This is a genomic window from Pseudomonas sp. NBRC 111123 (genome assembly GCF_001320205.1).
GTDB lineage: Bacteria > Pseudomonadota > Gammaproteobacteria > Pseudomonadales > Pseudomonadaceae > Aquipseudomonas > Aquipseudomonas putida_J.
Genome location: NZ_BCAZ01000007.1, coordinates 24,043 through 47,824 on the forward strand (window position 1 = coordinate 24,043; position 23,782 = coordinate 47,824).

The following is a 23,782-nucleotide window of genomic DNA, read 5'->3' on the forward strand; positions in this document are numbered from 1 at the left end:
TCGAAGTGCCTAGAGCCTATACTCTAACTTGTACCATGGTGCGACTTTTTTCACCGGGAGGAACGGTGCACCCGTGGGGTGATTCACCGTAAGATGGCTCCATTATCGAAAGCCCGCAGACTCGGAGCTGAGCATGGCCCCGCGCATGAAGACCCAAGAGCGCATCGTGCAGAACAGCCTGGAGCTGTTCAACCAGCAGGGCGAACGCAGCGTCAGTACCAACCACATCGCCGCGTACATGGAAATATCGCCCGGCAACCTGTACTACCACTTCCCCAACAAGCAGGCGATCATCGCCGTGCTGTTCAGCCAGTACGAAGCGCTGGTGGACAGCTTCCTGCGCCCGCCGCAGGGCCGCATGGCCACAGTCGAGGACAAGCGCTTCTACCTCAAGGCGCTGCTTGCGGCGATGTGGAATTACCGCTTCCTGCACCGTGACCTTGAACACCTGCTGGAAAGCGACCCGGAGCTGGCCGCACGCTACAGGCGCTTCTCCGAGCGCTGCCTGCGCCAAGGCCAGGCCATCTACCGCGGCTTCGTCGATGCCGGGATCCTGGCCATGGAAGCTGCGCAGATCGAGTCACTGACCATCAATGCCTGGATCGTTCTGACCTCGTGGGTGCGCTTTCTCAGCACTACGCGCGAACATTCCGCGCATCTGGGTGAAGAAGCCTTCAAGCGCGGCGTCTATCAGGTGCTGGTGCTGGAGCTCGGTTTCGTCACCCATAACGCCCGCAGCGCCGTGGACGCCCTGTGTCAGGAATTCCACGTTCCGTTCAATCAGGCTCTGGAACAGTAGCCAGGGCCTTCGTGCCATCGATCAGGAGATTGTCATGCCCCTTGCGCAATTGATCACCCCGCAACAGCTGGCCGAGCGTCTGGACTCGCCCAAGCTGGTGATCCTGGATTGTCGTTTTGCCCTGGAGGATGTGGATTACGGCCAACGCAGCTATGCCGAGGGGCACATCGCCGGTGCGCACTTTGCCGACCTGGAGCGCGACTTGAGTGGGCCTGTCAGCAAGGGCCGCACCGGCCGCCACCCGTTGCCCGACCCGCACCGGTTGGTCCAGCGCCTGCGCGAATGGGGCCTGGACGACGACAGCGAAGTGGTGCTCTATGACGATGGCCCCGGCGCTTTTGCCGCCAGGGCCTGGTGGCTGCTGGTCTGGCTGGGCAAGCGCAGTGACGTGGCGATCCTCGACGGTGGGCTCAAGGCCTGGCATGCGGCGCATCTGCCGCTGAGCCTGGATGCCCCTGCCAAGCGCGAGGGGACCTTCAGCGGTGAGCCGGACGCCAAGCTGTTGATCGACGCCGAGCACCTGGCCAAGCGCCTGGGCAGCCCTGACCTGACCCTGATCGATGCCCGTGCGTTGCCGCGCTTTCGCGGTGAGGTGGAGCCAATCGATCCGGTTGCCGGGCATATTCCGGGTGCCCAGTGCGCGGCCTTCAACGAAAACCTCGCAGCTGACGGTCGTTTCCTGGCGCCGGAGCAGCTCAAGCAGCGCTTTGCTGAAAAGCTGGCAGGGCGTTCGCCGGAGCAACTGGTGGCGTATTGCGGGTCAGGCGTGACGGCCTGCCATAACTTGTTTGCACTGGCGTTGGCAGGTTATCCACTGGGCAGGCTGTACGCCGGGTCGTGGAGCGAATGGATAAATGATCCCAAGCATGGCGTGGCGACTGGCGAGTAATCACTGACCGTCGAGCAGCCACTGCGGAATCCGCCGCTCCAGGTAGTAGCCCGGATTGCGCAGGCTGCCGTCGACAAACCCGACATGCCCACCCCGCTCATGCAATTCGAACTGCGTCTGCGGTGCCAGTTCACTGGCCGTGGGCAGGCTGTGGCCGAACACGAACGGGTCATCGGTGGAGTGGATGATCAGTGTCGGCGTACGATTTTCCCCCAGATAGAACCGGCTCGATGAGCGGCGATAATAATCGTGGGCATCGTTGAAGCCGTTGAGCGGTGCGGTCACCTTGCCGTCGAAATCCCAGAACGTCTTCATCCTGCCCAATGGCCCCAGCCGGTCGAGCGCGGCCAGCCCCTCGTGGTGCCCGTGGTCGCGAAAGTGCCGTTGTTTCACCTGCACGTAGGCCATCATCTCGCGCATGAAATGCGCCTGGTACACCTTGGAAAAGCCCTGGCCGATGCGGTCGGCGCACTGGTCCAGGCGGAACGGTACCGAAACCGCCACGGCTGCTTGCAACTGGCTGGTTGAACCAGATTCCCCCAGGTACTTGAGCAATACATTACCGCCAAGTGAATAACCGACGGCATACAACGGCGCCGAAGGGCGTTGGGCGTGCAGGTGAGCGACCACCTCGGCGAGGTCTTCGCTGGCACCGGAATGGTAGCTGCGTGGCAGCAGGTTCGGCTCGCCCGAACAGCCGCGCCAGTTCACCGCCACGCTGGCCCAGCCGCGGGCTTGCAGCGATTGTTGCAAGCCTTTGACGTAGGGCGAATGGGATGAGCCGGTCAGGCCATGCAGCACCAGCACAAGCGGCGCATCCGGGCTATGTGGCCCATGCCAGTCGAGGTCGAGAAAATCACCATCGGCCAGCCACAGGCGTTCGCGGCGGCGTTCCAGCTCTGGCAGCTTGCGCCACAGTGGCCCCCACAGGGTCTGCAGGTGGGGGTTGGACAGGCCTATGGCCGGGCGGAACGTGGCGGTGAGACTGGGCATGCTGGGCGACTCGTGATGTGCCTGCTTAGAGTGCCATGAAACCCCGCCGCTGTACCTGCACTATTGGTGGGGGGCTGGCAGAGGTTGTTGCGCGACGCTTGGGCCGACACTGACCTGTACGGTGTAGCTTAGGTCGAGATGACGCAGCATGGCGGTGCGGACATCTGCCGGCGTCAACCTGTTGATGCGCTCGATGTAGGTATTGAGATGATCTTCAGGTTGACGATGATGGGTAAACTCCGTGAGCAGCGCTGCCAGACGCTTGTTCTGAGCGACACTGCGCAGCAATTGCCCTTCCAGTTGTTTGCGTGCTACTCGCAATTCGGCCGGGGTCGGCCCTTGCTCGATGAAGTCACGCAGCAGAGCCACTACCAGTTCCTGAGAGCCTTGCACATGCGCCGGTGCGACTTCCCATTCGGTGGTGAACAACCCGCCTGCCCGTAATGGCAATACATGGGTATGCACACCGTAAGTGAGGCCGCGGCGTTGGCGGAGCTCCACCATCAGGCGCGATTCAAGCCCTTTTCCCAGTACGTCGCTGGCCAGTAACAGGGCGGGGAACTGCGGGTCATTGGCGGGCACGTTCAAAGGGAGTGCCAGCAGGACCGCACTGCTCGCACCTGGCTGTTCGACGTGTAGCGTCGCGCGGGTAGGGGCCGGGACAGTTGGCAAATCTGTTGCCAACCAGCCCTGTGGCAGAGCCTCGCTGATCTGGCGTGAGAGCGCTTGCGCTTGCGCGAGGGAAAGATCTCCGACCACGACCATCTCCAGGTTACTGGCGGAGTAGGCGCGCTGGTGGAAGGTTCGCAAGTCGTCTGTGGTAACCGCCGTTACACCTTGTTCGGTGTTACCCAATGGGGAGCCGTAGGGATGGCCACTGAACAGGTGACGGAAGGCTTCGCTACGCGCCCTCAATACAGGGTGCCGTTCACGTGAAGCGCTGCTCTGTAGCAACTGCGGCTTGATCTTGTCCAGAGCAGAGGTGAGGAATGCAGGACGTGCCACGAGGTCGGTAAAAACCGCCAGGGCCTGCCCTAGCACGGCCTGTGTACTCAGGCTACGCAGGCTCAGCGTCGCGTGCTCCAGGCGTATCTGCTTTTCGACGATCGCCCCCAGGCGCTCGAGGTGTTCGGCCTGCTGCGTGGCCGTGTACTGCTGGCTGCCCTCATCGAGCATGTACAACGTCAAGGCTGCCAGGCCCGAGTGCGCAGTGTCCTGAACAGTGCCAGCCTTGAACCTCAGTACTATATCGACGATTGGTAACCCGCGGGTTTCGACGAATTTCACGCCTGTCCCTGCTTCAGTCGTCCAGGCATGCACCTGAGTCTGGATGGACTCGAACTGATCCAGGTCGAGCCCCCGGGCAGAGACCAGGCCGCCGTAAATGCGGTTGGTTTCGGTGGGCTGTTGAGTCGGAGTCGTGTCATGCATGAGCGCTCTCCTTGGGGTGCATGAAGGTAATGGCGGCGCGGGAATCGGTCAGGAACTCAAGGGCTACCTGGCCGACCTGCTCGGCTGTCACGGCTTCGATGGCTTGTCGTTCATCTGCCAGCGCAATCGGGTCCAGGCCGCAGACAGCTTGCTTGCCGATGGCCTGCGCTTGGTTGCTGATGTCATCCTTTTCGAACACCTGCCTTGCCAGCAAGCGAGCCTTGGCACGTTCCAGGTCGTCCTTGGAGGGGGCCGACTGGCGAAATGCTTCGATTTCCAGCATCAGCCTTTCGGCAGCGAGCTCCGGCGTTATCTGAGGGCTGCAAAATGCGTAGAGCGCCAGCAAGCTGTCACCGCGCTGCCAGGGTTCGTAGGCTGATCTCAGGCTACGAAGAACAGGGTCATCCAGAACCAGCAGGCGTTGCAGGACGCTGCTATGTCCGTTGGCCAGCAGATCGGGCAGTAGCCGCAATGCGTAGGCCTGCTCGCCAGACCGGGCGGTACATTGGCTGGGGAGGTTGAAACTGAGGATGGTGCCTGTGTTAAGGCCTGGCAGGCGCAGCGTCTGATGGCGGCGAGCTTGCAGTGGCGGGGCCGAGGGAGTCATTCGGGCCGGCAGTCGATTGGCGGCAATGTTTGCAAAGTGCCGCATTACCAAGGTTTGCAGCCGTGGCAGGGTGATGTCACCGGCTACTGCCAGCGTGGCATTGTTTGGGTGGTACCAGCTTTGGTACCAGGTTCGGGCGGCAGCCGGGGTCAGGTGCTCAAGGTCAGACGTGTAGCCAATGATTGGGGTGCCATAGCCGTCGCTGCCGTACGCCAGTAAATCGTGATGCTCCAGCGCCAGTGAAAAGGGGTTGTTGTCGACTTGTTCTCGGCGCTCGGCCATGACCACGTCCAGTTCGCGAGCGAAAGGTGTATTGCTGATCGTGGCGCTCGCCATGACGTCGGCCATGGCCTCCAGAGCAATTTCGAGCCGACTGCCTGGCAGGGTCAGCGGAAAAACCGTGGCATCGGCAGAGGTGAAGGCATTCGGCTCGCCGCCGAGGCGGGTCATGACCGCTGAATATTGCCCACTTGTCAGTTTGCTGCTGCCTTCGAACAGCAGATGCTCCAGGGCATGGGAAAGACCGGTATGGCCTGCGGGCTCGTAGCTCGAACCGACGTGATAGCACAGCTGCATACTGACCAGCGGGGCGCGATGGTCTTCGCGCAGGTAGGTACGCAGGCCATTGGAAAGGGTGAATGATTGTACGGTGCTGCCCTGGATGGGCACAGAAGGGTGGTGGGTCACGGTTGAAGAGCTCCTGCAAGAACGTGGGAGCAGCTTCAACCATGCGGGCAGCGGTTTTGCGGTAACTAAATACGGCTTACCGGATCAGGCCCGTTGCCAGAGCGCGTAGTGCACCTGGCCGGTCTTCTTCTCACGGTGCAGGCGCCAGTTGCCGGGCATCGGCAGCGTCGACGGAGCGGCCTCGCTTTCGGTGTAGATCCACGCTTGATCGCGCAGCCACTGGTTCTGTTCCAGCAGGTTGCAGGCATTGGCCAGCAGGTCCTGGTGGAACGGTGGGTCGAGGAACACCACATCGAACTGCTGCTTGGCCGGGCTCTGCAGGTAGCGCAAGGCGTCGGTCTGCAAGATCTGCCCGCGCGGGCAGCGCAGGATCTCGAGGTTGTTCTTCAGGTTGGCAATGGCCGCCGGGTTGCTGTCCAGCGCCACGGCATCCTCGGCGCCACGGGACAGTGCCTCAAGTACCAGGGCGCCGCTGCCGGTGAAGGCGTCCAGCACCCGGGCGCCTTCGATATGGGGCGCCAGCCAGTTGAATACGGTTTCGCGCACGCGGTCAGGGGTTGGGCGCAGGCCTTCGCCTTCCGGTACCGCCAGGCGGCGGCTGCGCCACTCGCCGGCGATGATGCGCAGGTGACCCTGGCCCTTGCTTTGGCCCTGCTGCGGGCGGGCGGGAGGGGTGGATCTAGGCATTAGTGCTCCGGTACGCCGAGCGGTTGCTCGGACGGTTTGTCAGTGGGGGCAGGCAGTGGCTGCTGTGGCACTGTTGGGCCAACGGTGACGATCACCAGCTTATCGGCTGCCAGATGCTTGTTCATCGCCGTTTTGACCTGTTCAACGGTCAGCGCCTGGGACTGCTGCATGAAGTCTTCCAGCCAGGTCAGTGGCAGGTTGTAGAAACCGATGGCGCCCAGTTGGCCGACGATGCTGGCATTGCTGGCATTGGACAGCGGGAAGCTGCCGGCCAGTTCGCGCTTGGCGTCGTCCAGCTCTTGCTGGGTCGGGCCGTTCTTGAGGTAGTCGGCGAGGATGCTCTGCACCAGCTTGAGTGTGCCATCGCTGAGCTCGGCACGGGTCTGCAGGTTGATCATGAATGGGCCACGCACCTGCATCGGGCTGAACACCGAGTATACGCCGTAGGTCAACCCACGCTTCTCGCGGACTTCGCTCATCAGGCGGGTGCCGAAAGCGCCGCCACCGAGGATCTGGTTGCCCAGCGACAGGGCCGGCCAGTCCGGGTCCTGGCGATCGATACCAAGCTCGGCCAGCATCAGGTGAGTCTGCTTGCTCGGGAAGTCTATATGCGTGGCACCGGCCTTGGGTTCAATCGGTTGGGCCGGTTTGGCCAGCGCCGGGCCTTTGGGCAGGGCGGCGGACACCTGGGCGGCGACTGCCTCGGCTTCCTCACGGCTGAGGTCGCCAACCAGGGCGATCACCGCGTTGCCAGCGGCATAGGCCTTGGCGTGGAAGGCGCGCAGCTGCCCAAGGCTGATGCCTGGCACGCTCTCGGCGCTGCCATCGCTTGGCTGAGCGTAAGGGTGGTCGCCGTAGAGCTTGCTGAACAGCGCCTTGCCAGCGATCTTGCCAGGGTTCTGCTTCTCATACTCGAAGCCGGCCAGCAGCTGGTTCTTGATGCGTTTCAGGGCGTCTTCAGGGAAGGTCGGCTTGCCGGCCACTTCGGCGAACAGTTTGAGTGCCGGCTCGCGTTTGTCCTTGGCGCTCAGGCTGCGCAGCGAGGCCACGGCCATGTCACGGTAGGAGCCGTTGCCGAAATCGGCGCCAAGGCCTTCGAAGCCTTCGGCGATTGCGGTCACATCCTTGCCGGCAACACCCTCGTTGAGCATGGCGTTGGTCAGGGTGGCCAGGCCAGGGGTGTTGCCGTCCTGGCTGCTGCCGGCGGCGAAGGTCACGCGCAGGTCGAACATCGGCAGCTCGCGGGCTTCGACGAACAGCACGCGGGCGCCTTCGGCGGTGGTCCAGTTCTGGATGTTCAGCTGGCGCCGGCTGGGCGCCTTGCCGTCCAGCTCGGCCAGCGATTGCAAGGTGTTGGCCGGGCGGGCGGCGTTGCTTTCGGCCTCGGAGTGGGCCGGGCGGGCGAGTACCGCGGCCACGGCCACTACCAGCGCGATGATGCCCGTGCCGATCAGGGTGTAGCGTGGTGCGCTGCGATCACTCATGAGCGGACTCCTCGGGCAGTACATGGGCAACGCTCAGGCGTTCGCGGGTGAAATAGGTGCGTGCGGCGTTTTGCACGTCTTGCGGGGTAACGCGCTTGAGTTCGTCCAGCTCGCTGTCGATCAGCTTCCACGACAGGCCGACTGTCTCCAGCTGACCGATGGTGGTGGCCTGGCTGCTGATGGAGTCGCGGTCGTAGACCAGGCCGGCAATGACCTGGGCACGCACGCGCTCCAGCTCTTCGGCGCTGGGCGGCGTGGTCTTGAGCTCGTCGAGCAGCTGCCAGATGCCTTTTTCGACGTCGGCCAGGGTCTTTTGCTTCTGCACGTTTGGCGTGGCCGAGATCAGGAACAGGCTGTCGCCACGGGTGAAGGCGTTGTAGCTGGACGAGGCACCGGCCACCAGTTCCTGGCCACGCTCCAGGCGTGCTGGCATGCGCGCGCTGTAGCCGCCGTCGAGCAGGGCCGAGATCAGCCGCAGGGCGTGCACGGTGCTCGGGTCCTTGGTGGTTGCCAGGCTCGGCACGTTGAAACCGTAGATCAGGCTCGGCAGCTGGGTGCGCACGTGCAGCGTCAGCAGGCGCTGGCCTGGCTCGGCGAGCTCCAGCGGCAGCTTGGCCGCAGGCACGGCCCGCTTGGGAATGCTGCCAAAGTATTTCTGCGCCAGCCCTTTCACTTCATCGGCGGTGACATCGCCGACCACCACCAAGGTGGCGTTGTTCGGCGCGTACCAGGATTCGTACCAGTGGCGCAGCTCCTCGACCTTCATGCGCTCAAGGTCAGCCATCCAGCCGATGGTCGGGGTGTGGTAACCGCTGGCCGGGAAGGCCATGGCACGGAACAGCTCGAAAGCCTTGGCGCTTGGCTGGTCGTCGGTGCGCAGGCGGCGCTCTTCCTTGATCACCTCGATTTCACGGGCGAACTCGTCGGCAGGCAGGCGCAAGCTCGCCAGGCGGTCGGCTTCAAGCTCCAGTGCCACCGGCAGGCGATCGCGGGCCAGCACCTGGTAATAGGCGGTGTAGTCGTCGCTGGTAAAGGCGTTTTCTTCCGCGCCGAGGTCACGCAGGATGCGCGAGGCCTCGCCGGGGCCGATCTTGGCGCTGCCCTTGAACATCATGTGTTCCAAGGCATGGGACAAGCCGGTCTGCCCCGGGGTCTCGTAGCTGGAGCCGACCTTGTACCAGATCTGCGACACCACCACCGGGGCGCGATGGTCTTCACGCACCACCACTTTCAGGCCGTTGTCGAGGATGAATTCGTGGGTGGGTTGCACGTCGGCGGCAAAAGCCACGAGCGGCAGGCAGAGCGTGCTGAGCAACAGGCCAGCGGCGCGGCGGGCTAGAGCATTCATACGGTGATTAACCTGTTCGGCGGCCCGCTGGTTTAGCGTCGACGGGCCAGGAGGTGCTAGGATACTGATCCGGTTGCCTGGCGACCATGCCTGTCGCCGTTCTGGCCCGCAGGCCCATTAAGACAAAACATTGCGCATGAACCAGTCGGATTCAAAATAGTCTGTTCTGCGTTTAGAGAATTCCCGATGCGCCAGCTGCTGGCCCATCGCTACCCTGAGATAGCCGTCTTCCATGTTTGGTTCCAACGACGACAAAAAAGCGCCGGCCGAGGCTGGCGAGAAAAAAGGCCTGTTCAGCTGGTTTCGCAAGAAGCCGCAGCAACCTGTCGCCGAACAGCCTCAAGCGCCTGAGCCACAAGCGCCCGAGGCGCAGCCAGCCGAACCGGTAACGCCGCAGCCTGCCGTCGAGCAGCCGCTTGCCGAGGCACAGCAGCCTACGCCGGTCGAGCCGGTGGCCCCGGTGGTCGAAGCGCCTGTGCCAGAGCCGCTCGCTTCCCAGCCATTGCACGCACCCGAGCCTGAGCCGATCGCTGCTGAGCCGCTGGTCGCACCGACGCCTGAGCCCGTCGCCTCTGTGCCGCTGCAAGCGGGGCCGGTCGAAGTTGCCCCAGTTGTCGAGCATGCCGCCCCCGTCAGTAATCTGGTGCTTCCGGTAGCTGAAGAACCTGTGGCGCTGGTGCCGGACCTGGAGCCGAAGGCGCCGCCGGTGATTCCGGAACGTCCCGCGCCAGAGCCTGTGGTAGCGACCGCAGTCGCGGCGCCTGCGCCAGTGGCGCCAGAGCCAGCCCCCGTAGTTGCCGCGCCGGTTGCCACCGAGCAGTCCAAACCCGGCTTCTTCGCCCGCCTCAAGCAGGGCCTGTCGAAGACCAGCGCCAGCATCGGCGAGGGCATGGCCAGCCTGTTCCTGGGCAAGAAGGTCATCGATGACGACCTGCTCGACGAGATCGAAACCCGGCTGCTGACTGCTGACGTTGGCGTAGAAGCCACTTCGGCCATTGTCCAGAACCTGACCCAGAAGGTCGCCCGTAAGCAGCTGGCCGACGCCGACGCGCTGTACAAGTCCCTGCAGGAAGAGCTGGCCGCACTGCTGCGCCCGGTCGAGCAGCCGCTCAAGGTCGAAGCGCAGAACAAGCCCTATGTGATTCTGGTGGTCGGCGTGAACGGTGCCGGCAAGACCACCACCATCGGCAAGCTTGCCAAGAAGCTGCAGCTGGAAGGCAAGAAAGTCATGCTGGCTGCCGGTGATACCTTCCGCGCCGCCGCTGTCGAGCAGTTGCAGGTCTGGGGTGAGCGTAACCAGATCCCGGTTATCGCCCAACACACCGGCGCCGACTCCGCCTCGGTGATCTTCGACGCTGTACAGGCCGCCAAGGCCCGTGGTGTCGATGTGCTGATCGCCGACACCGCCGGCCGCCTGCACACCAAAGACAACCTGATGGAAGAGCTGAAGAAGGTCCGCAGGGTGATCGGCAAACTCGACGCCGAGGCGCCGCACGAGGTGCTTCTGGTGCTCGATGCCGGTACCGGGCAGAACGCAATCAGCCAGGCCAAGTACTTCAACCAGAGCGTCGAACTCACCGGCCTGGCCCTGACCAAGCTGGACGGTACCGCCAAGGGCGGGGTGATCTTCGCCCTGGCCAAGCAGTTCAACATCCCGATCCGCTTCATCGGCGTCGGTGAAGGCATCGACGACCTGCGCACCTTCGAAGCCGAGCCGTTCGTCAAGGCTCTGTTCGCCGAGCGAGACTGACCATGATCCGATTCGAACAGGTTGCCAAGCGCTACCCCAATGGCCATGTCGGCTTGCATGAGCTGAGTTTCCGGGCGCGCCGGGGCGAGTTCCTGTTCGTCACCGGGCATTCGGGGGCGGGCAAAAGCACCTTGCTGCGCCTGCTGCTGGCCATGGAACGCCCGACCAGCGGCAAGCTGATGCTGGCCGGGCAGGACCTGGGCCAGATCAGCAATGCACAGATCCCGTTCCTGCGCCGGCAGATCGGCGTGGTGTTCCAGAACCACCAGCTACTGTTCGACCGCACCGTGTTCAACAACATCGCCCTGCCGCTGCAGATTCTCGGCTTGTCCAAGGCAGAGATCGCCAAGCGCGTTGATTCGGCGCTGGAGCGTGTTTCGCTATCGGACAAGGGCGAGCTGTTCCCGGCCGACCTGTCCACGGGCCAGCAACAGCGGGTCGGTATTGCCCGTGCCATCGTCCACCAGCCGGCCTTGCTGCTGGCGGATGAGCCCACCGGTAACCTCGACCCGCGCCTGGCCGCAGAGATCATGGGCGTGTTCGAAGACATCAACCGCCTGGGCACCACAGTTCTGATCGCCAGCCACGACCTGGCACTGATTGCGCGCATGCGCCACCGCATGCTGACCTTGCAGCGCGGTCGTCTGATCGGCGATGGGGAGGCCGGGCAATGAGCACTACACGTACACCAAAGGTTTCCGAGCGCGTTGCGCCCAAGGCGGCCGACCCGCAGCCAGCAAACAAGAAGAGGGGCGGCGATCACGACGACGACGGCCCGGATTTTCGCACCCTGCTGCACGCCTGGCTGGAAAGCCATCGTGCCAGCCTGGCCGACAGCCTGCGACGCCTGGGCAAGCAGCCGATCGGTAGCTTCTTCACCTGCCTGGTGATGGCAGTGGCCCTTAGCATGCCCATGGGCCTGTCGCTGTTGTTGAAGAATATCGAGGTGCTGGGCGGCTCCTGGCAACGCGCTGCGCAGATTTCGCTCTACCTCAAGCTCGATGCGGGCAGCCAGCAGGGTGAAGCCCTGCGCGACGACATCAGGCGCATGCCGGGTGTCGCCGAAGCCCAGTACGTCAGCCCCGGGCAGGCCCTGGAAGAGTTCCAGCAGCAGTCCGGGCTGGGCGAGGCCCTGCGCGAATTGCCCGACAACCCGTTGCCCGGTGTCGTGGTGGTGACCCCGACCGAAGTCGACAAGCCAGCCCTGGAAGCCCTGCGGCAGCGCCTGTCGGAACTGCCAAGGGTAGAAAATGCGCAGCTGGACCTGGTGTGGGTGGAGCGCCTGGCGGCGATCCTCAAGCTCGGCGATCGCTTCGTCTTCGGCCTGGCGGTAATGCTGATTTCTGCGTTGCTGTTAGTAATCGGTAACACAATTCGTCTACACATTGAAAACCGCCGTATCGAGATCGAAGTGATCAAGCTGGTAGGCGGCACCGACAGCTACGTACGCCGGCCTTTCCTGTACATGGGCGCCTTGTATGGCCTGGGTGCGGGCTTGCTGGCATGGGCGATCCTGGCCTTTGGTCTGAACTGGCTGAACGAGGCCGTGGTAGGGCTGTCCGGGCTGTACGGCAGTGACTTCGCCCTGGGTGGTGTGCCGGCTTCCGATGGTCTGTCGCTCTTGATCGGAGCAGTGCTGTTGGGGTATATCGGTGCATGGATCGCAGTCGCTCGTCATCTGAACGAGCTGGCGCCGCGATAGTTTTTACGTGCCAGCATTGACATTTTCTTCACCAGGGAACTTGTACGGTCGTTCCGGGTCAATGTTGGCAGCGCCCACAAGGCGCGAGTTTAGTAAGTCGGAGGTTCTTGAATGACCACATCGTTGCAACCTGCCTATGCCCTGGTACCCGGTGCAAACCTGGACGCCTACGTGCACACGGTCAACAGCATCCCGCTGTTGTCTGTCGAGCAGGAGCGTGATCTGGCCGAGCGTCTCTATTACGAGCAGGATCTCGAGGCCGCTCGGCAAATGGTGATGGCCCACCTGCGTTTCGTCGTACATATCGCACGTAGCTATGCAGGCTATGGGCTGGCCCAGGCCGACCTGATCCAGGAAGGCAACGTAGGCCTGATGAAGGCAGTCAAGCGTTTCAACCCGGAAATGGGTGTGCGCCTGGTGTCCTTCGCCGTGCACTGGATCAAGGCAGAGATCCACGAATTCATCCTGCGCAACTGGCGCATCGTCAAGGTGGCGACCACCAAGGCCCAGCGCAAGCTGTTCTTCAACCTGCGCAGCCAGAAGAAGCGCCTGGCTTGGCTGAACAACGACGAGGTTCATCGCGTGGCTGAAAGCCTCGGCGTCGAGCCACGTGAAGTGCGCGAGATGGAAAGTCGCCTGAGTGGCCAGGACATGGCCTTCGACCCGGCAGCCGAAGCGGATGACGACAGCGCTTTCCAGTCGCCTGCGCATTACCTGGAAGACCACCGCTACGACCCGGCTGTACAGCTTGAGGATGCCGACTGGAGTGACAACTCCACCAGCAACCTGCACGAAGCGCTGCAAGGCCTGGATGATCGCAGCCGCGATATTCTCTACCAGCGCTGGCTGGCGGAAGAAAAGGCCACGTTGCATGAGCTGGCTGACAAGTACAGCGTTTCGGCTGAGCGGATTCGCCAGCTGGAGAAAAATGCGATGAACAAGGTCAAGGCGCTGATCACCACCTGATCAGGCTTGGTTGCATCGAGAAGCCGCTTGCCCGAAGAGGGTGAGCGGCTTTTTTTTGCCAGCGCGATTATGGGGCACTCCTGCCTGTAGGAGCGGCCTTGTGTCGCGAATGGGCTGCGCAGCAGCCCCAGAAATTCAAAGTTTGCGCGAAGAATCTAGTTGCATCAGGTAGCTGGGGCCACCCAACTGGCTCATCTGTCGCCGAATCCAGCCCGCTCGGCTCGCCACGTAGGCGCTCGGGCGGCTGGCACTCCATTTGATCGGGCTTGGCAGCACCGCCGCGAGTTGCGCGGCCTGCTGGCGGGTCAGCCGGCTGGCATCCACACCAAAGTGATAGCGGGCGGCCGCCTGGGCGCCAAACACGCCCTGGCCCCATTCGGCGCTGTTCAGATACACCTCGAGAATGCGTTCCTTCGACCAGAACAGCTCGATCAGCGCGGTGAACCAGGCTTCCAGCCCCTTGCGGAACCAGCTGCGGCCCGACCACAGGAACAGGTTTTTGGCCACCTGTTGGGTCAAGGTGCTGGCACCACGAATGCTGCCACCACGCTCGTTGTATGCCAGTGCCGCCTGGATGGCCGGAATGTCGAAGCCCCAATGGCTGGCGAACTTCTGGTCTTCTCCGGCGATGACCGCAACCTTGAGCTCGTCGGAGATGTTTTCCCACGGTTCCCAGTCGCGTTGCAGGTCGATCGGCTCGCCACTCACCCATGATTGCACCTTGCGCTCGAGCATCAGGGCGGTGCCCGGAGGCGGTACCCAGCGAAACACCAGTACCAGCACGATACTGCCGGTGGCGAACCAGAGCAGGGCGCGGGCGAAGCGGCGGAGAATGGATGACAGCATGGCGATGGCTTGGCCGGACCGGTGGAACGGGCCATTATACAGACCCGATACAAGGAGTCGTCCCATGCTTCGCAGCTTCCTCATGCTCGCCGCCTTCTTCGGCTTCACCGGCGTCGCCCTGGGCGCGTTCGCCGCGCATGGGCTTAGGAACCGCCTGACCGCGGATTACCTGGCCATTTTCCACACGGGGGTCACCTATCAGCTGGTGCATGCCCTGGCGATCTTTGGTGTCGCCGTGCTTTCGGCGCACCTGCCGGGGCGCCTGGTTGGCTGGGCCGGCGGTCTGTTCGCCCTGGGGATCGTGCTGTTCTCCGGTAGCCTGTACCTGCTGACCCTCAGCGGCCTGGGCAAGCTGGGTATCATCACACCCATTGGTGGCCTGTGCTTCCTCGCCGGTTGGCTGTGCCTGGGCCTGGCTGCCTGGCGCCTGGGCTGACCAAGCGGTCCACAATCGCGACTAATGGCGTGCAGCGCCCTTGGGTTCATACGTGGATCGGCGCTAGAATGCGGGCCCCAAAGAACAATGGTGGCCGTGCGCATGCGCATTCAACTGAACGGTGAACCTTACGAATTGCCCGCTGGCGAAAGCGTCGCGGCGCTGCTGACCCGCCTGGAACTGACCGGGCGCCGGGTGGCGGTGGAACTCAACCTGGATATCGTGCCGCGTAGCCAGCACGACAGCACGCAGCTGAACGAAGGCGATCAGGTCGAGGTGGTCCACGCCATCGGTGGTGGCTGACCCCGGTCCGGCGATTCACCTGCAAGCCCAGCAATCTTTTCCCGAGGAACAACGATGAGCAACGTTCGTAGCGACAAGCCCTTCATCCTGGCCGGGCGCACTTTCCAGTCGCGCCTGCTGGTCGGCACCGGCAAATACCGTGACATGGAAGAAACCCGCCTGGCCACCGAGGCCTCGGGTGCCGAAATCGTCACCGTGGCCGTGCGCCGGACCAACCTGGGCCAGAATGCGGGCGAGCCGAACCTGCTCGACGTGCTGTCGCCCGACAAGTACACCATCCTGCCAAACACGGCAGGTTGCTTTGACGCTGTCGAGGCGGTGCGTACCTGCCGTCTGGCCCGTGAGCTGCTCGATGGTCACAAGTCCCACGAGTCGCGCACGCTGGTGAAGCTGGAAGTGCTGGCCGACCAGAAAACCCTGTTCCCTAACGTGATCGAAACCCTCAAGGCCGCCGAAGTGCTGGTCAAGGACGGTTTTGACGTGATGGTCTACACCAGCGACGACCCGATCATCGCCCGCCAGTTGGCCGAAGCCGGCTGCATCGCGGTGATGCCGCTGGCCGGCCTGATCGGCACTGGCCTGGGCATCTGCAACCCGTACAACCTGCAGATCATCCTCGAAGAATCGAAGGTGCCGGTACTGGTCGATGCAGGTGTGGGCACCGCCTCGGATGCCACCATCGCCATGGAAATGGGCTGTGAAGCCGTGCTGATGAACTCGGCTATCGCCCACGCCCAACAGCCGGTGCTGATGGCCGAGGCCATGAAGCACGCCATCCTCGCCGGTCGCATGGCCTACCTGGCCGGCCGCATGCCGAAAAAACTTTATGCCAGCGCCTCGTCGCCGCTGGATGGTCTGATCAAGTAAGAGCCCCTGATGACTGACTCGCAAGATACGCCGATCTCCGCCGACGGCGAAGCCCGCCCACACCGCCGCATCAAGAGTTTCGTGATGCGCGCCGGGCGCATGACCGAAGGCCAGCAACGCGGCCTTGACCAGGGCGGCCCGCTGTACATCCTGCCGCTGGCCGACAGCCCGGTGGATTACGACCAGGTGTTCGGCCGTTCGGCGCCGCGTACCCTGGAGATCGGCTTCGGCATGGGCCATTCCCTGCTGGAGATGGCCGCTGCTGCGCCTGAGCAGGACTTCATCGGTGTTGAAGTGCACCGTCCGGGTGTGGGCGCACTGCTCAACGGTGTGCTGACCCAGGGTCTGAAGAACCTGCGTGTCTACGACTGCGACGCCATTGAGGTGCTCAACCGCTGCGTGGCCGACAACAGCCTCGATCGCCTGATGCTGTTCTTCCCTGACCCATGGCACAAAGCGCGTCATCACAAGCGCCGTATCGTCCAGCTGGAGTTTGCCGAGCTGGTGCGACGCAAGCTGAAGCCGGGTGGTGTGTTCCACATGGCAACTGACTGGGAACCCTATGCCGAGTACATGCTGGAAGTGATGAGCGCCGCCCCGGGCTATCGCAACCGTGCTGAAGACGGTACCTATGTGCCGCGCCCGGAAGAGCGCCCGATCACCAAGTTCGAACGCCGCGGCGAGCGGCTGGGGCATGGGGTGTGGGATCTGAAGTTCGAGAAGGTGGATTGATCGGCTGGATAAGCCTTTCTATGTGCTGATGCCTGTATAACTGCAGGCGAAAAAAAACCGCTCTGTGAAGGGCGGTTTTTTTTGGGGGAGCTTCAGGACTGAGTATCCTTTGCTCCGGGATTTCATCGAAAACGTTCACACAGTCAGTGGATCATAGGCAGCCAGAAAGGACGCGTCAATGATCAGAAATATCCAGCATCACGTGTGTCGGCGCGGTTAACAACTTTGACCGCGCATCCCAAGTATCATCGCGCTGCTCCTGTGTGGGCGAGTTCGCTGATGGGCCGGGTAGGAGAAGAATTCTGCTTCTCGGCCCCTTCGACATGGCCTGAGAATCATGCCGGTATCTGATTTCGAAGGGCCATCAACTTGGCCACTTCACCGAAAACGTTCACACAGTTTTCGAAGGCATCGAAGTACCGGTTAGATGCTGGAAGATTGGCCCGCCAACACGGAGGCCAAGGCTTATGAAGCGTTTGCTTGATACGCTGAGCCGCGTCTGGAGGCTCGTCCGGATCCTGACTGTGATCAAGACTGTTCGAGACTTCATGCGCGATCACTTCGACGATGCCCAGTAAGGGCTAGTCAGGTGCTAGAGCTGCCCTGGTTCGCCGGGGCAGCTTTTAGCAGGCTCACCCGCGGCGGTCAGCCACAACGCCAATCAGTACTAGTACAACCAACAGCACCGGCGCCAAGGCATAGTTGTTGAACTGCCCCAGTCCCTTCACTACCCAAGGCGTGGCATAGATCAGCGCCGCACCACTGCCGATCATCACCAGCGCAGCCATGACCGGCACGCGCAACGCACCCGCCAGGGCGCCCAGGCGCTGGTCCACCCAGCCTTTGATATCGGTGCCGAACAGCACCAGCAGGCAGCCTACCAGGGCCAGGGAAATCTCCGACAGGTTGCTGCGGCTCCAGCGCGAAACCGTGGCGAGCAGATCAAGTACCAGATCCATGGGTCATCCTTAGGTCAAGAAATACTGCAGCAGGTCATTGAGGAACAGCTGGCCGCGTGGCGTGGCCACCAGTCGATCCGGTTCGACCTGCAAAAGGCCCTTTTGTTCGGCCGCACGGCGGGCTTCGGCCAGCTGTGCCAGGGGCAGCCCGGTGCGTTGGGTGAACAGCTCAGCTTCCACGCCATCGGTGAGGCGCAGGGCGTTCATCAGGAACTCGAACGGCAACTCGTCGACCGGCAGCAGCTTCTCGCCGGCTTTGAACGGCTTGGCCAGGTTCAGGTAATCCTTAGGCAGGCGGGTCTTCCAGGTGCGCAGGATGCGGCCATCGGCGAATGTCAGCTTGCCATGGGCGCCGGCACCGATGCCGATGAAGTCGCCGAAGCGCCAGTAGTTGAGGTTGTGCCGGGCGGCACGGTCAGCCTGGGCGTAGGCCGAAACCTCATACTGCTTGAAGCCGTGGGCCGCCATCAGGGCCTGGCCGGCTTCCTGGATGTCCCAGAGGATATCGTCCTCGGGCAGCTCCGGCGGCTGGTTCCAGAACACTGTGTTTGGCTCGACGGTCAGCTGATACCACGACAGGTGCATCGGCGCCAGGTCGATGGCTTGGCGCAGGTCGCCCAAGGCGTCGTCCAGCGACTGGTCGGGCAGGCCGTGCATCAAGTCCATGTTGAAGTTGTCGAAGCCCGCAGCACGTGCCATGCCGGCGGCGCGGATCGCCTCGTCGCCATTGTGGATGCGCCCCAGTGCCTCCAGCTTGGCCGGCTGGAAGCTCTGCACACCGATCGACAGGCGGTTGATACCCGTTTGCCGGTAGGCCTTGAACTTCTCCTGCTCGAAAGTACCCGGGTTGGCCTCGAGGGTGATCTCGATGTCCGGCGCGAACGGGATGCGCTGCTCTACGCCGCGCAGCAGGCGCCCCAGGGCATTGGCGCTGAACAGGCTCGGCGTACCGCCGCCGAAGAAGATCGACGACAGTGTCCGGCCCTGCACGGCGGCCAGTTCCAGGTCGAGGTCGGTCAACAGGGCGTCGACGTAGGCCTCTTCCGGTAGCTCAGGCCCGGCGGCGTGGGAGTTGAAATCGCAGTAAGGGCATTTGCGCACACACCACGGGATGTGGATGTACAGCGCCAGCGGCGGCAGGCTGGTGAGCGCCACCGCGCCGGCTTCGGACAGCGTTGCGATCATGCCAGGCCCAGACGTTGACGCAGCAGGGCCATGGCGCGGGCGCGGTGGCTGAGCTGGTTCTTATCCACAGGGGCGAGGTCGGCGCTCGAACACTTGCGCTCTGGCACCCAGAACAGCGGGTCGTAGCCGAAGCCATGCTCGCCGCTGGCTTCGAACAGGATGCTGCCGTGCCACAGGCCTTCGCAAAGGATCGGCAGCGGGTCATCGGCATGGCGCACCAGGGCCAGCACGCAGACGAACTGCGCGCCGCGCTGGTCTTGCGGCACGTCTTTCAGGGCTTCGAGCAACTTGGCATTGTTCGCCGCGTCACCTTTGCCATCGGCATAACGCGCCGAGTAGATGCCCGGCGCGCCGCCGAGGAAGTCCACTGCCAGGCCGGAGTCGTCGGCAAGTGCTGGCAGGCCAGAGATGCGTGCTGCATTGCGGGCCTTGAGGATGGCGTTTTCGACGAACGACAGGCCGGTTTCCTCGGGCTCGACCTGGCTGAACTCGCCGATCGAGCGCAGTTGCACGGACTGGCCGAGCATGGCCTGGAGTTCCTTGAGTTTGCCGGCGTTGTGGCTGGCCAATACGAGTTGCTGGAAATTCATCATTCGCCTGGGAACACTTCCTGGTTGAAACTGAGTTGATGGCTGACCCCGCCGGTTTCGACATTGAGGTCGAAGGTCAGGGTCTCGGCCTGCTCGATCTTGAACTGGGCGATGTAGTACACCGCGCCTTGGTCGGTTATCTGCTTGAACGACAGCGGGCTGGTGCGCCCGGTCAGGTCTTTCACCGTGCCGCTGACCACCGCCATCGCCGGCTTGTCGGCCTTGAGCACGGCGATGTTGAGCACGCCTTGGTTCTTGCTGCGGTTGAGCCCGGTGGCAGCGGCGATGTCCGGTTGCAGCATGCTCGAGGTGAAAGCGCTGTAGTGCACCGTCACGTCGCCAAAGACTTCCTTGCGCTCGGGGCGGGCAGCATCGGCCGCCATCACTGGCAGTGCCAGGCACAGGCTGATCAGGAACAGGGCTAGGCGACGCATGGTGCGAATCCTCCGGTGGGCGTCAGACCGCCAGTTGGTGCTCCTGCAGGCCTGGGCTACTGACGCGATAGATGCCGATTTCACCTAGTAGATTAGGCCATAGCCGCCCACCCCACCCGTTACGGTGCAAGTGGTCGACGGCGAGGCGGTCCAGGACCTTGGCGCGGCGCTCATGGCACAGCTCTTCGAAGTCGGCGAAGGTGCAGAAGTGGATGTTCGGCGTGTTGTACCAGGTGTAGGGCATGAAGTCCGACACCGGCATGCGGCCCTTGGTGGCCAGGTACCAGCGGCAGCGCCAATGGCCGAAGTTGGGGAAGGTGATGATGCACTGGCGGCCTACCCGCAGCATCTCGTCCAGAATGCGGTCGGGGTACTCCACGGCCTGCAGGGCCTGGGTCATGATCACCACATCGAAGCTGTTGCTGGCAAAGTTGCCCAGACCCTTGTCGAGGTCCTGTTCGATGACGTTGACGCCCTTGGCCACGCAGGCGGCGATGTTGTCGGCGTCGATCTCCAGGCCATAACCGGTGACCTGCTTGCGGTCACGCAGCGAGGCCAGCAGCTCGCCATTGCCGCAGCCCAGGTCGAGTACCCGGCTGCCAGCGGGAATCCACTCGTGGATGATTTCCAGATCGGCTCTCATGCTGTCCTCAGATGGCGATGCGGTTCATGTAGTTCGCGAAACCCTGCATGTAGCGAGGTGTGGGGATCAGGAAGGCATCGTGCCCATAAGGTGAGTCGATTTCCAGATAGCAGACGTTCTTGCGCGCTGCCATCAAGGCATCGACGATCTCCCGCGAGCGGGCTGGCGAGAAGCGCCAGTCGGTGGTGAACGACATGATGCAGTAGTCTGCCTTGACGTGGGCCAGGGTGGCGGCCAGGTCGCCACCTTGTGCCGCGGCCGGGTCGAAATAGTCCAGAGCCTTGGTCATCAGCAGGTAGGTGTTGGCGTCGAAACGGCCGGAAAACTCCTCGCCCTGATAGCGCAGGTAGCTTTCGACCTGGAATTCGACGCTGTGGAAGTCGTAGTTGAGCTTGTCGCTCTTCAGCTCGCGGCCGAATTTCTCACCCATCGAGTCGTCGGACAGGTAAGTGATGTGGCCGACCATGCGCGCCAACATCAGGCCGCGCTTGGGGATCACGCCCTGGTCCTGGAACGAGCCGCCGTGGAACTCGGGGTCGGTGAGGATGGCCTGGCGTGCCACTTCGTTGAAGGCGATGTTCTGCGCCGACAGCTTGGGCGCCGAGGCGATGTCCACGCAGTGACGCACGCGTTCGGGGTAGGTTATGGTCCACTGCAAGGCCTGCATGCCGCCCAGGCTGCCACCGACGATGGCGGCCCACTGCGCAATGCCCAGGCGGTCGGCCAGGCGTGCCTGGCTGTGCACCCAGTCTTCAACGGTCAGTACCGGGAACTCGGCGCCATAAGGCTTGCCGGTGGCTGGGTTGATGCTGCTCGGGCCAGTGCTGCCGTTGCAGCCGCCGAGGTTGTTCAGGCTGACCACGAAGAAGCGGTTGGTATCGATCGGCTTGCCAGGGCCGATGCAGCTGTCCCACCAGCCCGGCTTGCGGTCGGTGGCGGCATGGTAACCCGCGGCATGGTGATGGCCGGACAGGGCATGGCAGATCAGCACGGCATTGCTTGCGCTGGCGTTCAGGGTGCCGTAGGTCTCGTAGATCAGCTCGTAGCTGTTCAGCGAGCGGCCACAGGCCAGGGCCAGCGGCTCATCGAACTTGGCAATTTGCGGTGTAACCAGACCGACGGAATCTTCGGGAAGGACAGTGGACATCGACCCTGCTCACGCTTGACGGAGGCGTAAGTCTAAAGAGCGCTACCCCCAGCGGCAAGCAAAGGCTTGCCGCTGGGGGAAACCCGCAGGCATCGAGGCTTAGATCATCCGCCACAGTTCCTGTGGCATGCCCGCGTAGGCTGCCAGCGGTGGCATGACGAACGACTGGATCACCTGGATCGCCAGGAAGGCAAAGATTGGCGAGATGTCCATGCCGCCCAGGTTGGGCACGATGCGGCGGAACGGTGCCAGGACGGGCTCACTGATCTGCCAGGCCAGTTCGGCAGCCGGGTTGTGGCTGTTCGGTGCGACCCAGGAAACGATCACCATGACGATCATCGCGACCCAGAAGATTTTCAGGAACAGCGAAGTGATGCCGATGATGGCCCACATCAGCAGGTGCAGGACGTCGCCGAAGGTGCCGTAGGTGACCATCAGCACGAAGCCCATGAGCAGTGCCTGGATGACGATCGCCAACAGCAGCGACGAAGTGTCCAGGCCACCGATGCTGGGGATCACCCGGCGGATCGGCTTGAGCAGCGGCTGGGTCGCGCGCACGGCGAACTGGCTCAGCGGGTTGTAGAAGTTGGCCTTGACCAGTTGCAGCACAAAGCGCAGCAGAACGATCACCAGGTACAGGCTGACCAGGGTTTGCACCACGAAGATCGCGGCGCCGGACAGTGCATTCATCAACAGCTCCTTATTTGCCCAGTTGTTCGGCCAGCTCGGCGGAACGCTTCGATGCCGCTTCCAGCGCCTGTTCGACGATGGCTTCGAAACCGTTGCCCTGGAACGACTTGATCGCCGCCTCGGTAGTGCCGGCTGGCGAGGTGACGCGGCGGCGCAGTTCTGCGGCATCGACATCACTGGCCACGGCCATGTGCGCGGCGCCCAGGGCGGTTTGCAGGGTCAGCTGCGAGGCGGTTTCGCGTGGCAGGCCCAGTTTTTCACCCGCAGCGGTCATCGCTTCGATGAGAAGGAAGAAGTAGGCCGGGCCACTGCCGGAAACGGCGGTGACGGCGTCCAGTTGCTGTTCTTGCTCCAGCCACAGGGCGGTGCCGACTGCCGACAGGAGTTGCTCGGCCTGCTGGCGTTGCTCGGCAGACACTTCAGTGGTGGCGTACAGGCCGCTGACACCCTGGCGCAGCAGTGCCGGCGTATTGGGCATGCAGCGCACCACCGGACGGGCACCCAGCCAGGTCTGCAGGCTGGCGCAGGTGATACCGGCGGCGATCGAGACGATCAGCTGGCCGTCTTCCAGGTTCGGCTTCAGCGCTTCGCACACGGCCTTCATGACCTGTGGCTTCACTGCCAGCACGACCACGTCGGCACCAGCGATGGCCTGGGCGTTGTCTTCGAATGCCTCGATGCCGTGTTCGGCCTGGACGCGGGTGCGGGTCTCGGCGCCGGGGTCGCTGGCACGGATCTGCGCCGCGTCCAGGCCCTGGGCACGCAGGCCACCGATCAGGCTGGCGGCCATGTTGCCGGCGCCGATAAAGGCAATACGTGTCTTGCTCATGTCAGGTCCTTGAAGGAAAGAGTGAGTAAAGCATGGAATCAGACGGGGCCGTAGTTGCGGGCGCCGAACAGGGCGGTCCCGATACGTACCCAGGTCGCGCCTTGGGCGATGGCCGCTTCCAGGTCGTGGCTCATGCCCATCGACAGGGTGTCCAGGCCAAGCTCCAGGTGCTCCTGAAGCTTACGCAGGCCGGCGAAGGCGGCCTCTTGAGTGGCGCGGTCTTCGGTTGGCTCTGGGATCGCCATCAGGCCGCGCAGGCGCAGGTTTGGCAGTGCTGCCACGGCTTTGGCCAGCGCTGGTAGGTCGGCTGGGGCGCAGCCGGACTTGCTGTCTTCACCGCTGACGTTCACCTGCAGGCAGATGTTCAGCGGTGGCAGGCCCGCAGGGCGCTGTTCGGACAGGCGTTGGGCGATTTTCAGGCGGTCCACGGAGTGTACCCAGTCGAAATGTTCGGCAATGGCTTTGGTCTTGTTCGACTGAATGGGGCCGATGAAGTGCCAGATCAAGGGCAGGTCGCGCAGTTCTTCCTGCTTGGCCAGGGCTTCCTGCAGGTAGTTTTCACCGACATCCCGCACGCCGGCGGCGTGGATTTCGCGAATGGCGGCGGCCGGTTTGGTCTTGCTCACCGCCAGCAGCTGGACGCTGGCCGGGTCGCGCCCGGCAGCTTGGGCAGCGTTGTGGATACGGGCGGCGAGGGCGGAAAGGTTGTCTGCTATGGTGGACATGGATCGATGCCGTCGGCTCTGGAGATCTTCGGCATTCTACCTGCTTGATGGCT

General features: G+C 63.1%; 26 protein-coding genes. 10 read left to right on the forward strand and 16 right to left on the reverse strand.

The genetic code is table 11. From position 1 onward, the window contains the following. Positions 1 to 133 precede the first annotated feature (133 nt). Positions 134 to 799, forward strand: a complete 666-nt coding sequence (locus APH27_RS05960; protein WP_027920959.1) for a TetR/AcrR family transcriptional regulator — start codon at positions 134 to 136, stop codon at positions 797 to 799. Between the two features lie 34 nt (positions 800 to 833). Continuing rightward, entirely contained in the window at positions 834 to 1,688 is an 855-nt protein-coding gene (locus APH27_RS05965) for a sulfurtransferase (protein ID WP_027920960.1), read from the forward strand. Here the strand turns inward: APH27_RS05965 and APH27_RS05970 are convergent, their stop codons facing one another. The 6 genes from APH27_RS05970 to APH27_RS05995 form a co-directional block, all read right to left on the reverse strand. Further along, positions 1,689 to 2,681: a hydrolase gene (locus APH27_RS05970; RefSeq protein WP_060484260.1), complete on the reverse strand. Its 993-nt coding sequence runs from the start codon at positions 2,679 to 2,681 to the stop codon at positions 1,689 to 1,691. Positions 2,682 to 2,741: 60 nt separating this feature from the next. Then, on the reverse strand, positions 2,742 to 4,112 hold the full coding sequence (locus tag APH27_RS05975; protein WP_060484261.1) for a pitrilysin family protein: 1,371 nt from the start codon (positions 4,110 to 4,112) through the stop codon (positions 2,742 to 2,744). After that, the gene (locus APH27_RS05980; protein WP_060484262.1) at positions 4,105 to 5,406 is read right to left on the reverse strand and encodes a pitrilysin family protein; all 1,302 of its coding nucleotides are present in this window, start codon (positions 5,404 to 5,406) and stop codon (positions 4,105 to 4,107) included. The genes APH27_RS05975 and APH27_RS05980 overlap by 8 nt, the downstream gene beginning before the upstream one ends. Positions 5,407 to 5,490: 84 nt before the next feature. Continuing rightward, positions 5,491 to 6,093 carry a 16S rRNA (guanine(966)-N(2))-methyltransferase RsmD gene (gene rsmD / locus APH27_RS05985; protein WP_027920964.1) on the reverse strand — a complete coding sequence of 201 codons (603 nt, stop codon included), beginning with the start codon at positions 6,091 to 6,093 and terminating at the stop codon, positions 5,491 to 5,493. After that, entirely contained in the window at positions 6,093 to 7,577 is a 1,485-nt protein-coding gene (locus APH27_RS05990; protein ID WP_060484263.1) for a pitrilysin family protein, read from the reverse strand. The genes rsmD and APH27_RS05990 overlap by 1 nt, the downstream gene beginning before the upstream one ends. After that, a complete protein-coding gene (locus APH27_RS05995; RefSeq protein WP_027920966.1) occupies positions 7,570 to 8,925 on the reverse strand; it encodes a pitrilysin family protein in 1,356 nt (451 codons plus the stop codon). The genes APH27_RS05990 and APH27_RS05995 overlap by 8 nt, the downstream gene beginning before the upstream one ends. A gap of 232 nt (positions 8,926 to 9,157) precedes the next feature. Here APH27_RS05995 and ftsY point away from each other — a divergent pair, with 232 nt between their 5' ends. From ftsY to rpoH, 4 genes are all read left to right on the forward strand, one after another. Next, positions 9,158 to 10,675: a signal recognition particle-docking protein FtsY gene (gene ftsY, locus APH27_RS06000; RefSeq protein ID WP_060484264.1), complete on the forward strand. Its 1,518-nt coding sequence runs from the start codon at positions 9,158 to 9,160 to the stop codon at positions 10,673 to 10,675. Positions 10,676 to 10,677: 2 nt separating this feature from the next. Then, positions 10,678 to 11,349, forward strand: a complete 672-nt coding sequence (ftsE, locus tag APH27_RS06005; protein WP_012274659.1) for a cell division ATP-binding protein FtsE — start codon at positions 10,678 to 10,680, stop codon at positions 11,347 to 11,349. Further along, positions 11,346 to 12,377: a permease-like cell division protein FtsX gene (ftsX, locus tag APH27_RS06010; protein ID WP_027920968.1), complete on the forward strand. Its 1,032-nt coding sequence runs from the start codon at positions 11,346 to 11,348 to the stop codon at positions 12,375 to 12,377. The genes ftsE and ftsX overlap by 4 nt, the downstream gene beginning before the upstream one ends. A gap of 111 nt (positions 12,378 to 12,488) precedes the next feature. Next, positions 12,489 to 13,343 carry an RNA polymerase sigma factor RpoH gene (gene rpoH / locus APH27_RS06015; protein WP_060484265.1) on the forward strand — a complete coding sequence of 285 codons (855 nt, stop codon included), beginning with the start codon at positions 12,489 to 12,491 and terminating at the stop codon, positions 13,341 to 13,343. 135 nt (positions 13,344 to 13,478) lie between these two features. On the opposite strand, the gene mtgA is transcribed toward rpoH, so the two are convergent. Beyond that, a complete protein-coding gene (mtgA, locus tag APH27_RS06020) occupies positions 13,479 to 14,189 on the reverse strand; it encodes a monofunctional biosynthetic peptidoglycan transglycosylase (RefSeq protein ID WP_027920970.1) in 711 nt (236 codons plus the stop codon). Between the two features lie 64 nt (positions 14,190 to 14,253). Between mtgA and APH27_RS06025 the strand changes: the two genes are divergently transcribed. From APH27_RS06025 to trmB, 4 genes are all read left to right on the forward strand, one after another. Next, positions 14,254 to 14,625, forward strand: coding sequence for a DUF423 domain-containing protein (locus APH27_RS06025; RefSeq protein ID WP_027920971.1), 372 nt, complete (start codon positions 14,254 to 14,256; stop codon positions 14,623 to 14,625). Positions 14,626 to 14,727: 102 nt separating this feature from the next. Continuing rightward, positions 14,728 to 14,928 carry a sulfur carrier protein ThiS gene (gene thiS, locus APH27_RS06030; protein ID WP_033696634.1) on the forward strand — a complete coding sequence of 67 codons (201 nt, stop codon included), beginning with the start codon at positions 14,728 to 14,730 and terminating at the stop codon, positions 14,926 to 14,928. A 54-nt stretch (positions 14,929 to 14,982) separates the two neighbouring features. Beyond that, on the forward strand, positions 14,983 to 15,795 hold the full coding sequence (locus tag APH27_RS06035) for a thiazole synthase (RefSeq protein ID WP_027920973.1): 813 nt from the start codon (positions 14,983 to 14,985) through the stop codon (positions 15,793 to 15,795). A gap of 9 nt (positions 15,796 to 15,804) precedes the next feature. Beyond that, positions 15,805 to 16,527, forward strand: a complete 723-nt coding sequence (trmB, locus tag APH27_RS06040) for a tRNA (guanosine(46)-N7)-methyltransferase TrmB (RefSeq protein ID WP_027920974.1) — start codon at positions 15,805 to 15,807, stop codon at positions 16,525 to 16,527. A 632-nt stretch (positions 16,528 to 17,159) separates the two neighbouring features. On the opposite strand, the gene APH27_RS06045 is transcribed toward trmB, so the two are convergent. The 9 genes from APH27_RS06045 to APH27_RS06085 all read right to left on the reverse strand — a co-directional run bounded on the left by APH27_RS06045 (position 17,160) and on the right by APH27_RS06085 (position 23,729). Further along, on the reverse strand, positions 17,160 to 17,486 hold the full coding sequence (locus APH27_RS06045) for a DUF3392 family protein (protein ID WP_027920975.1): 327 nt from the start codon (positions 17,484 to 17,486) through the stop codon (positions 17,160 to 17,162). 9 nt (positions 17,487 to 17,495) lie between these two features. Beyond that, positions 17,496 to 18,671, reverse strand: a complete 1,176-nt coding sequence (hemW, locus tag APH27_RS06050; protein ID WP_060484266.1) for a radical SAM family heme chaperone HemW — start codon at positions 18,669 to 18,671, stop codon at positions 17,496 to 17,498. Further along, on the reverse strand, positions 18,668 to 19,264 hold the full coding sequence (gene rdgB, locus APH27_RS06055) for an RdgB/HAM1 family non-canonical purine NTP pyrophosphatase (protein WP_027920977.1): 597 nt from the start codon (positions 19,262 to 19,264) through the stop codon (positions 18,668 to 18,670). Before rdgB ends, hemW begins: the two co-directional genes overlap by 4 nt. Beyond that, a complete protein-coding gene (locus APH27_RS06060; RefSeq protein WP_027920978.1) occupies positions 19,261 to 19,695 on the reverse strand; it encodes a DUF4426 domain-containing protein in 435 nt (144 codons plus the stop codon). Before APH27_RS06060 ends, rdgB begins: the two co-directional genes overlap by 4 nt. A gap of 22 nt (positions 19,696 to 19,717) precedes the next feature. Beyond that, positions 19,718 to 20,338, reverse strand: a complete 621-nt coding sequence (gene metW, locus APH27_RS06065; protein WP_027920979.1) for a methionine biosynthesis protein MetW — start codon at positions 20,336 to 20,338, stop codon at positions 19,718 to 19,720. A gap of 7 nt (positions 20,339 to 20,345) precedes the next feature. Continuing rightward, positions 20,346 to 21,485: a homoserine O-acetyltransferase gene (locus tag APH27_RS06070; protein ID WP_027920980.1), complete on the reverse strand. Its 1,140-nt coding sequence runs from the start codon at positions 21,483 to 21,485 to the stop codon at positions 20,346 to 20,348. A 99-nt stretch (positions 21,486 to 21,584) separates the two neighbouring features. Further along, entirely contained in the window at positions 21,585 to 22,175 is a 591-nt protein-coding gene (locus tag APH27_RS06075; protein WP_027920981.1) for a YggT family protein, read from the reverse strand. Positions 22,176 to 22,185: 10 nt separating this feature from the next. Beyond that, entirely contained in the window at positions 22,186 to 23,004 is an 819-nt protein-coding gene (proC, locus tag APH27_RS06080) for a pyrroline-5-carboxylate reductase (protein WP_027920982.1), read from the reverse strand. Positions 23,005 to 23,042: 38 nt separating this feature from the next. After that, positions 23,043 to 23,729, reverse strand: a complete 687-nt coding sequence (locus APH27_RS06085; protein ID WP_027920983.1) for a YggS family pyridoxal phosphate-dependent enzyme — start codon at positions 23,727 to 23,729, stop codon at positions 23,043 to 23,045. Positions 23,730 to 23,782 lie beyond the last annotated feature (53 nt).

Excerpts from the sequence above, each read along its gene's own strand:
- APH27_RS05960 (WP_027920959.1), top strand. The coding sequence starts at position 134 with ATGGCCCCGCGCATGAAGACCCAAGAGCGCATCGTGCAGAACAGCCTG.
- APH27_RS05965 (WP_027920960.1), top strand. The coding sequence starts at position 834 with ATGCCCCTTGCGCAATTGATCACCCCGCAACAGCTGGCCGAGCGTCTG.
- APH27_RS05970 (WP_060484260.1), bottom strand. The coding sequence starts at position 2,681 with ATGCCCAGTCTCACCGCCACGTTCCGCCCGGCCATAGGCCTGTCCAAC.
- APH27_RS05975 (WP_060484261.1), bottom strand. The coding sequence starts at position 4,112 with ATGCATGACACGACTCCGACTCAACAGCCCACCGAAACCAACCGCATT.
- rsmD (WP_027920964.1), bottom strand. The coding sequence starts at position 6,093 with ATGCCTAGATCCACCCCTCCCGCCCGCCCGCAGCAGGGCCAAAGCAAG.
- APH27_RS05990 (WP_060484263.1), bottom strand. The coding sequence starts at position 7,577 with ATGAGTGATCGCAGCGCACCACGCTACACCCTGATCGGCACGGGCATC.
- APH27_RS05995 (WP_027920966.1), bottom strand. The coding sequence starts at position 8,925 with ATGAATGCTCTAGCCCGCCGCGCCGCTGGCCTGTTGCTCAGCACGCTC.
- ftsY (WP_060484264.1), top strand. The coding sequence starts at position 9,158 with ATGTTTGGTTCCAACGACGACAAAAAAGCGCCGGCCGAGGCTGGCGAG.
- ftsE (WP_012274659.1), top strand. The coding sequence starts at position 10,678 with ATGATCCGATTCGAACAGGTTGCCAAGCGCTACCCCAATGGCCATGTC.
- ftsX (WP_027920968.1), top strand. The coding sequence starts at position 11,346 with ATGAGCACTACACGTACACCAAAGGTTTCCGAGCGCGTTGCGCCCAAG.
- rpoH (WP_060484265.1), top strand. The coding sequence starts at position 12,489 with ATGACCACATCGTTGCAACCTGCCTATGCCCTGGTACCCGGTGCAAAC.
- mtgA (WP_027920970.1), bottom strand. The coding sequence starts at position 14,189 with ATGCTGTCATCCATTCTCCGCCGCTTCGCCCGCGCCCTGCTCTGGTTC.
- APH27_RS06025 (WP_027920971.1), top strand. The coding sequence starts at position 14,254 with ATGCTTCGCAGCTTCCTCATGCTCGCCGCCTTCTTCGGCTTCACCGGC.
- thiS (WP_033696634.1), top strand. The coding sequence starts at position 14,728 with ATGCGCATTCAACTGAACGGTGAACCTTACGAATTGCCCGCTGGCGAA.
- APH27_RS06035 (WP_027920973.1), top strand. The coding sequence starts at position 14,983 with ATGAGCAACGTTCGTAGCGACAAGCCCTTCATCCTGGCCGGGCGCACT.
- trmB (WP_027920974.1), top strand. The coding sequence starts at position 15,805 with ATGACTGACTCGCAAGATACGCCGATCTCCGCCGACGGCGAAGCCCGC.
- APH27_RS06045 (WP_027920975.1), bottom strand. The coding sequence starts at position 17,486 with ATGGATCTGGTACTTGATCTGCTCGCCACGGTTTCGCGCTGGAGCCGC.
- hemW (WP_060484266.1), bottom strand. The coding sequence starts at position 18,671 with ATGATCGCAACGCTGTCCGAAGCCGGCGCGGTGGCGCTCACCAGCCTG.
- rdgB (WP_027920977.1), bottom strand. The coding sequence starts at position 19,264 with ATGATGAATTTCCAGCAACTCGTATTGGCCAGCCACAACGCCGGCAAA.
- APH27_RS06060 (WP_027920978.1), bottom strand. The coding sequence starts at position 19,695 with ATGCGTCGCCTAGCCCTGTTCCTGATCAGCCTGTGCCTGGCACTGCCA.
- metW (WP_027920979.1), bottom strand. The coding sequence starts at position 20,338 with ATGAGAGCCGATCTGGAAATCATCCACGAGTGGATTCCCGCTGGCAGC.
- APH27_RS06070 (WP_027920980.1), bottom strand. The coding sequence starts at position 21,485 with ATGTCCACTGTCCTTCCCGAAGATTCCGTCGGTCTGGTTACACCGCAA.
- APH27_RS06075 (WP_027920981.1), bottom strand. The coding sequence starts at position 22,175 with ATGAATGCACTGTCCGGCGCCGCGATCTTCGTGGTGCAAACCCTGGTC.
- proC (WP_027920982.1), bottom strand. The coding sequence starts at position 23,004 with ATGAGCAAGACACGTATTGCCTTTATCGGCGCCGGCAACATGGCCGCC.
- APH27_RS06085 (WP_027920983.1), bottom strand. The coding sequence starts at position 23,729 with ATGTCCACCATAGCAGACAACCTTTCCGCCCTCGCCGCCCGTATCCAC.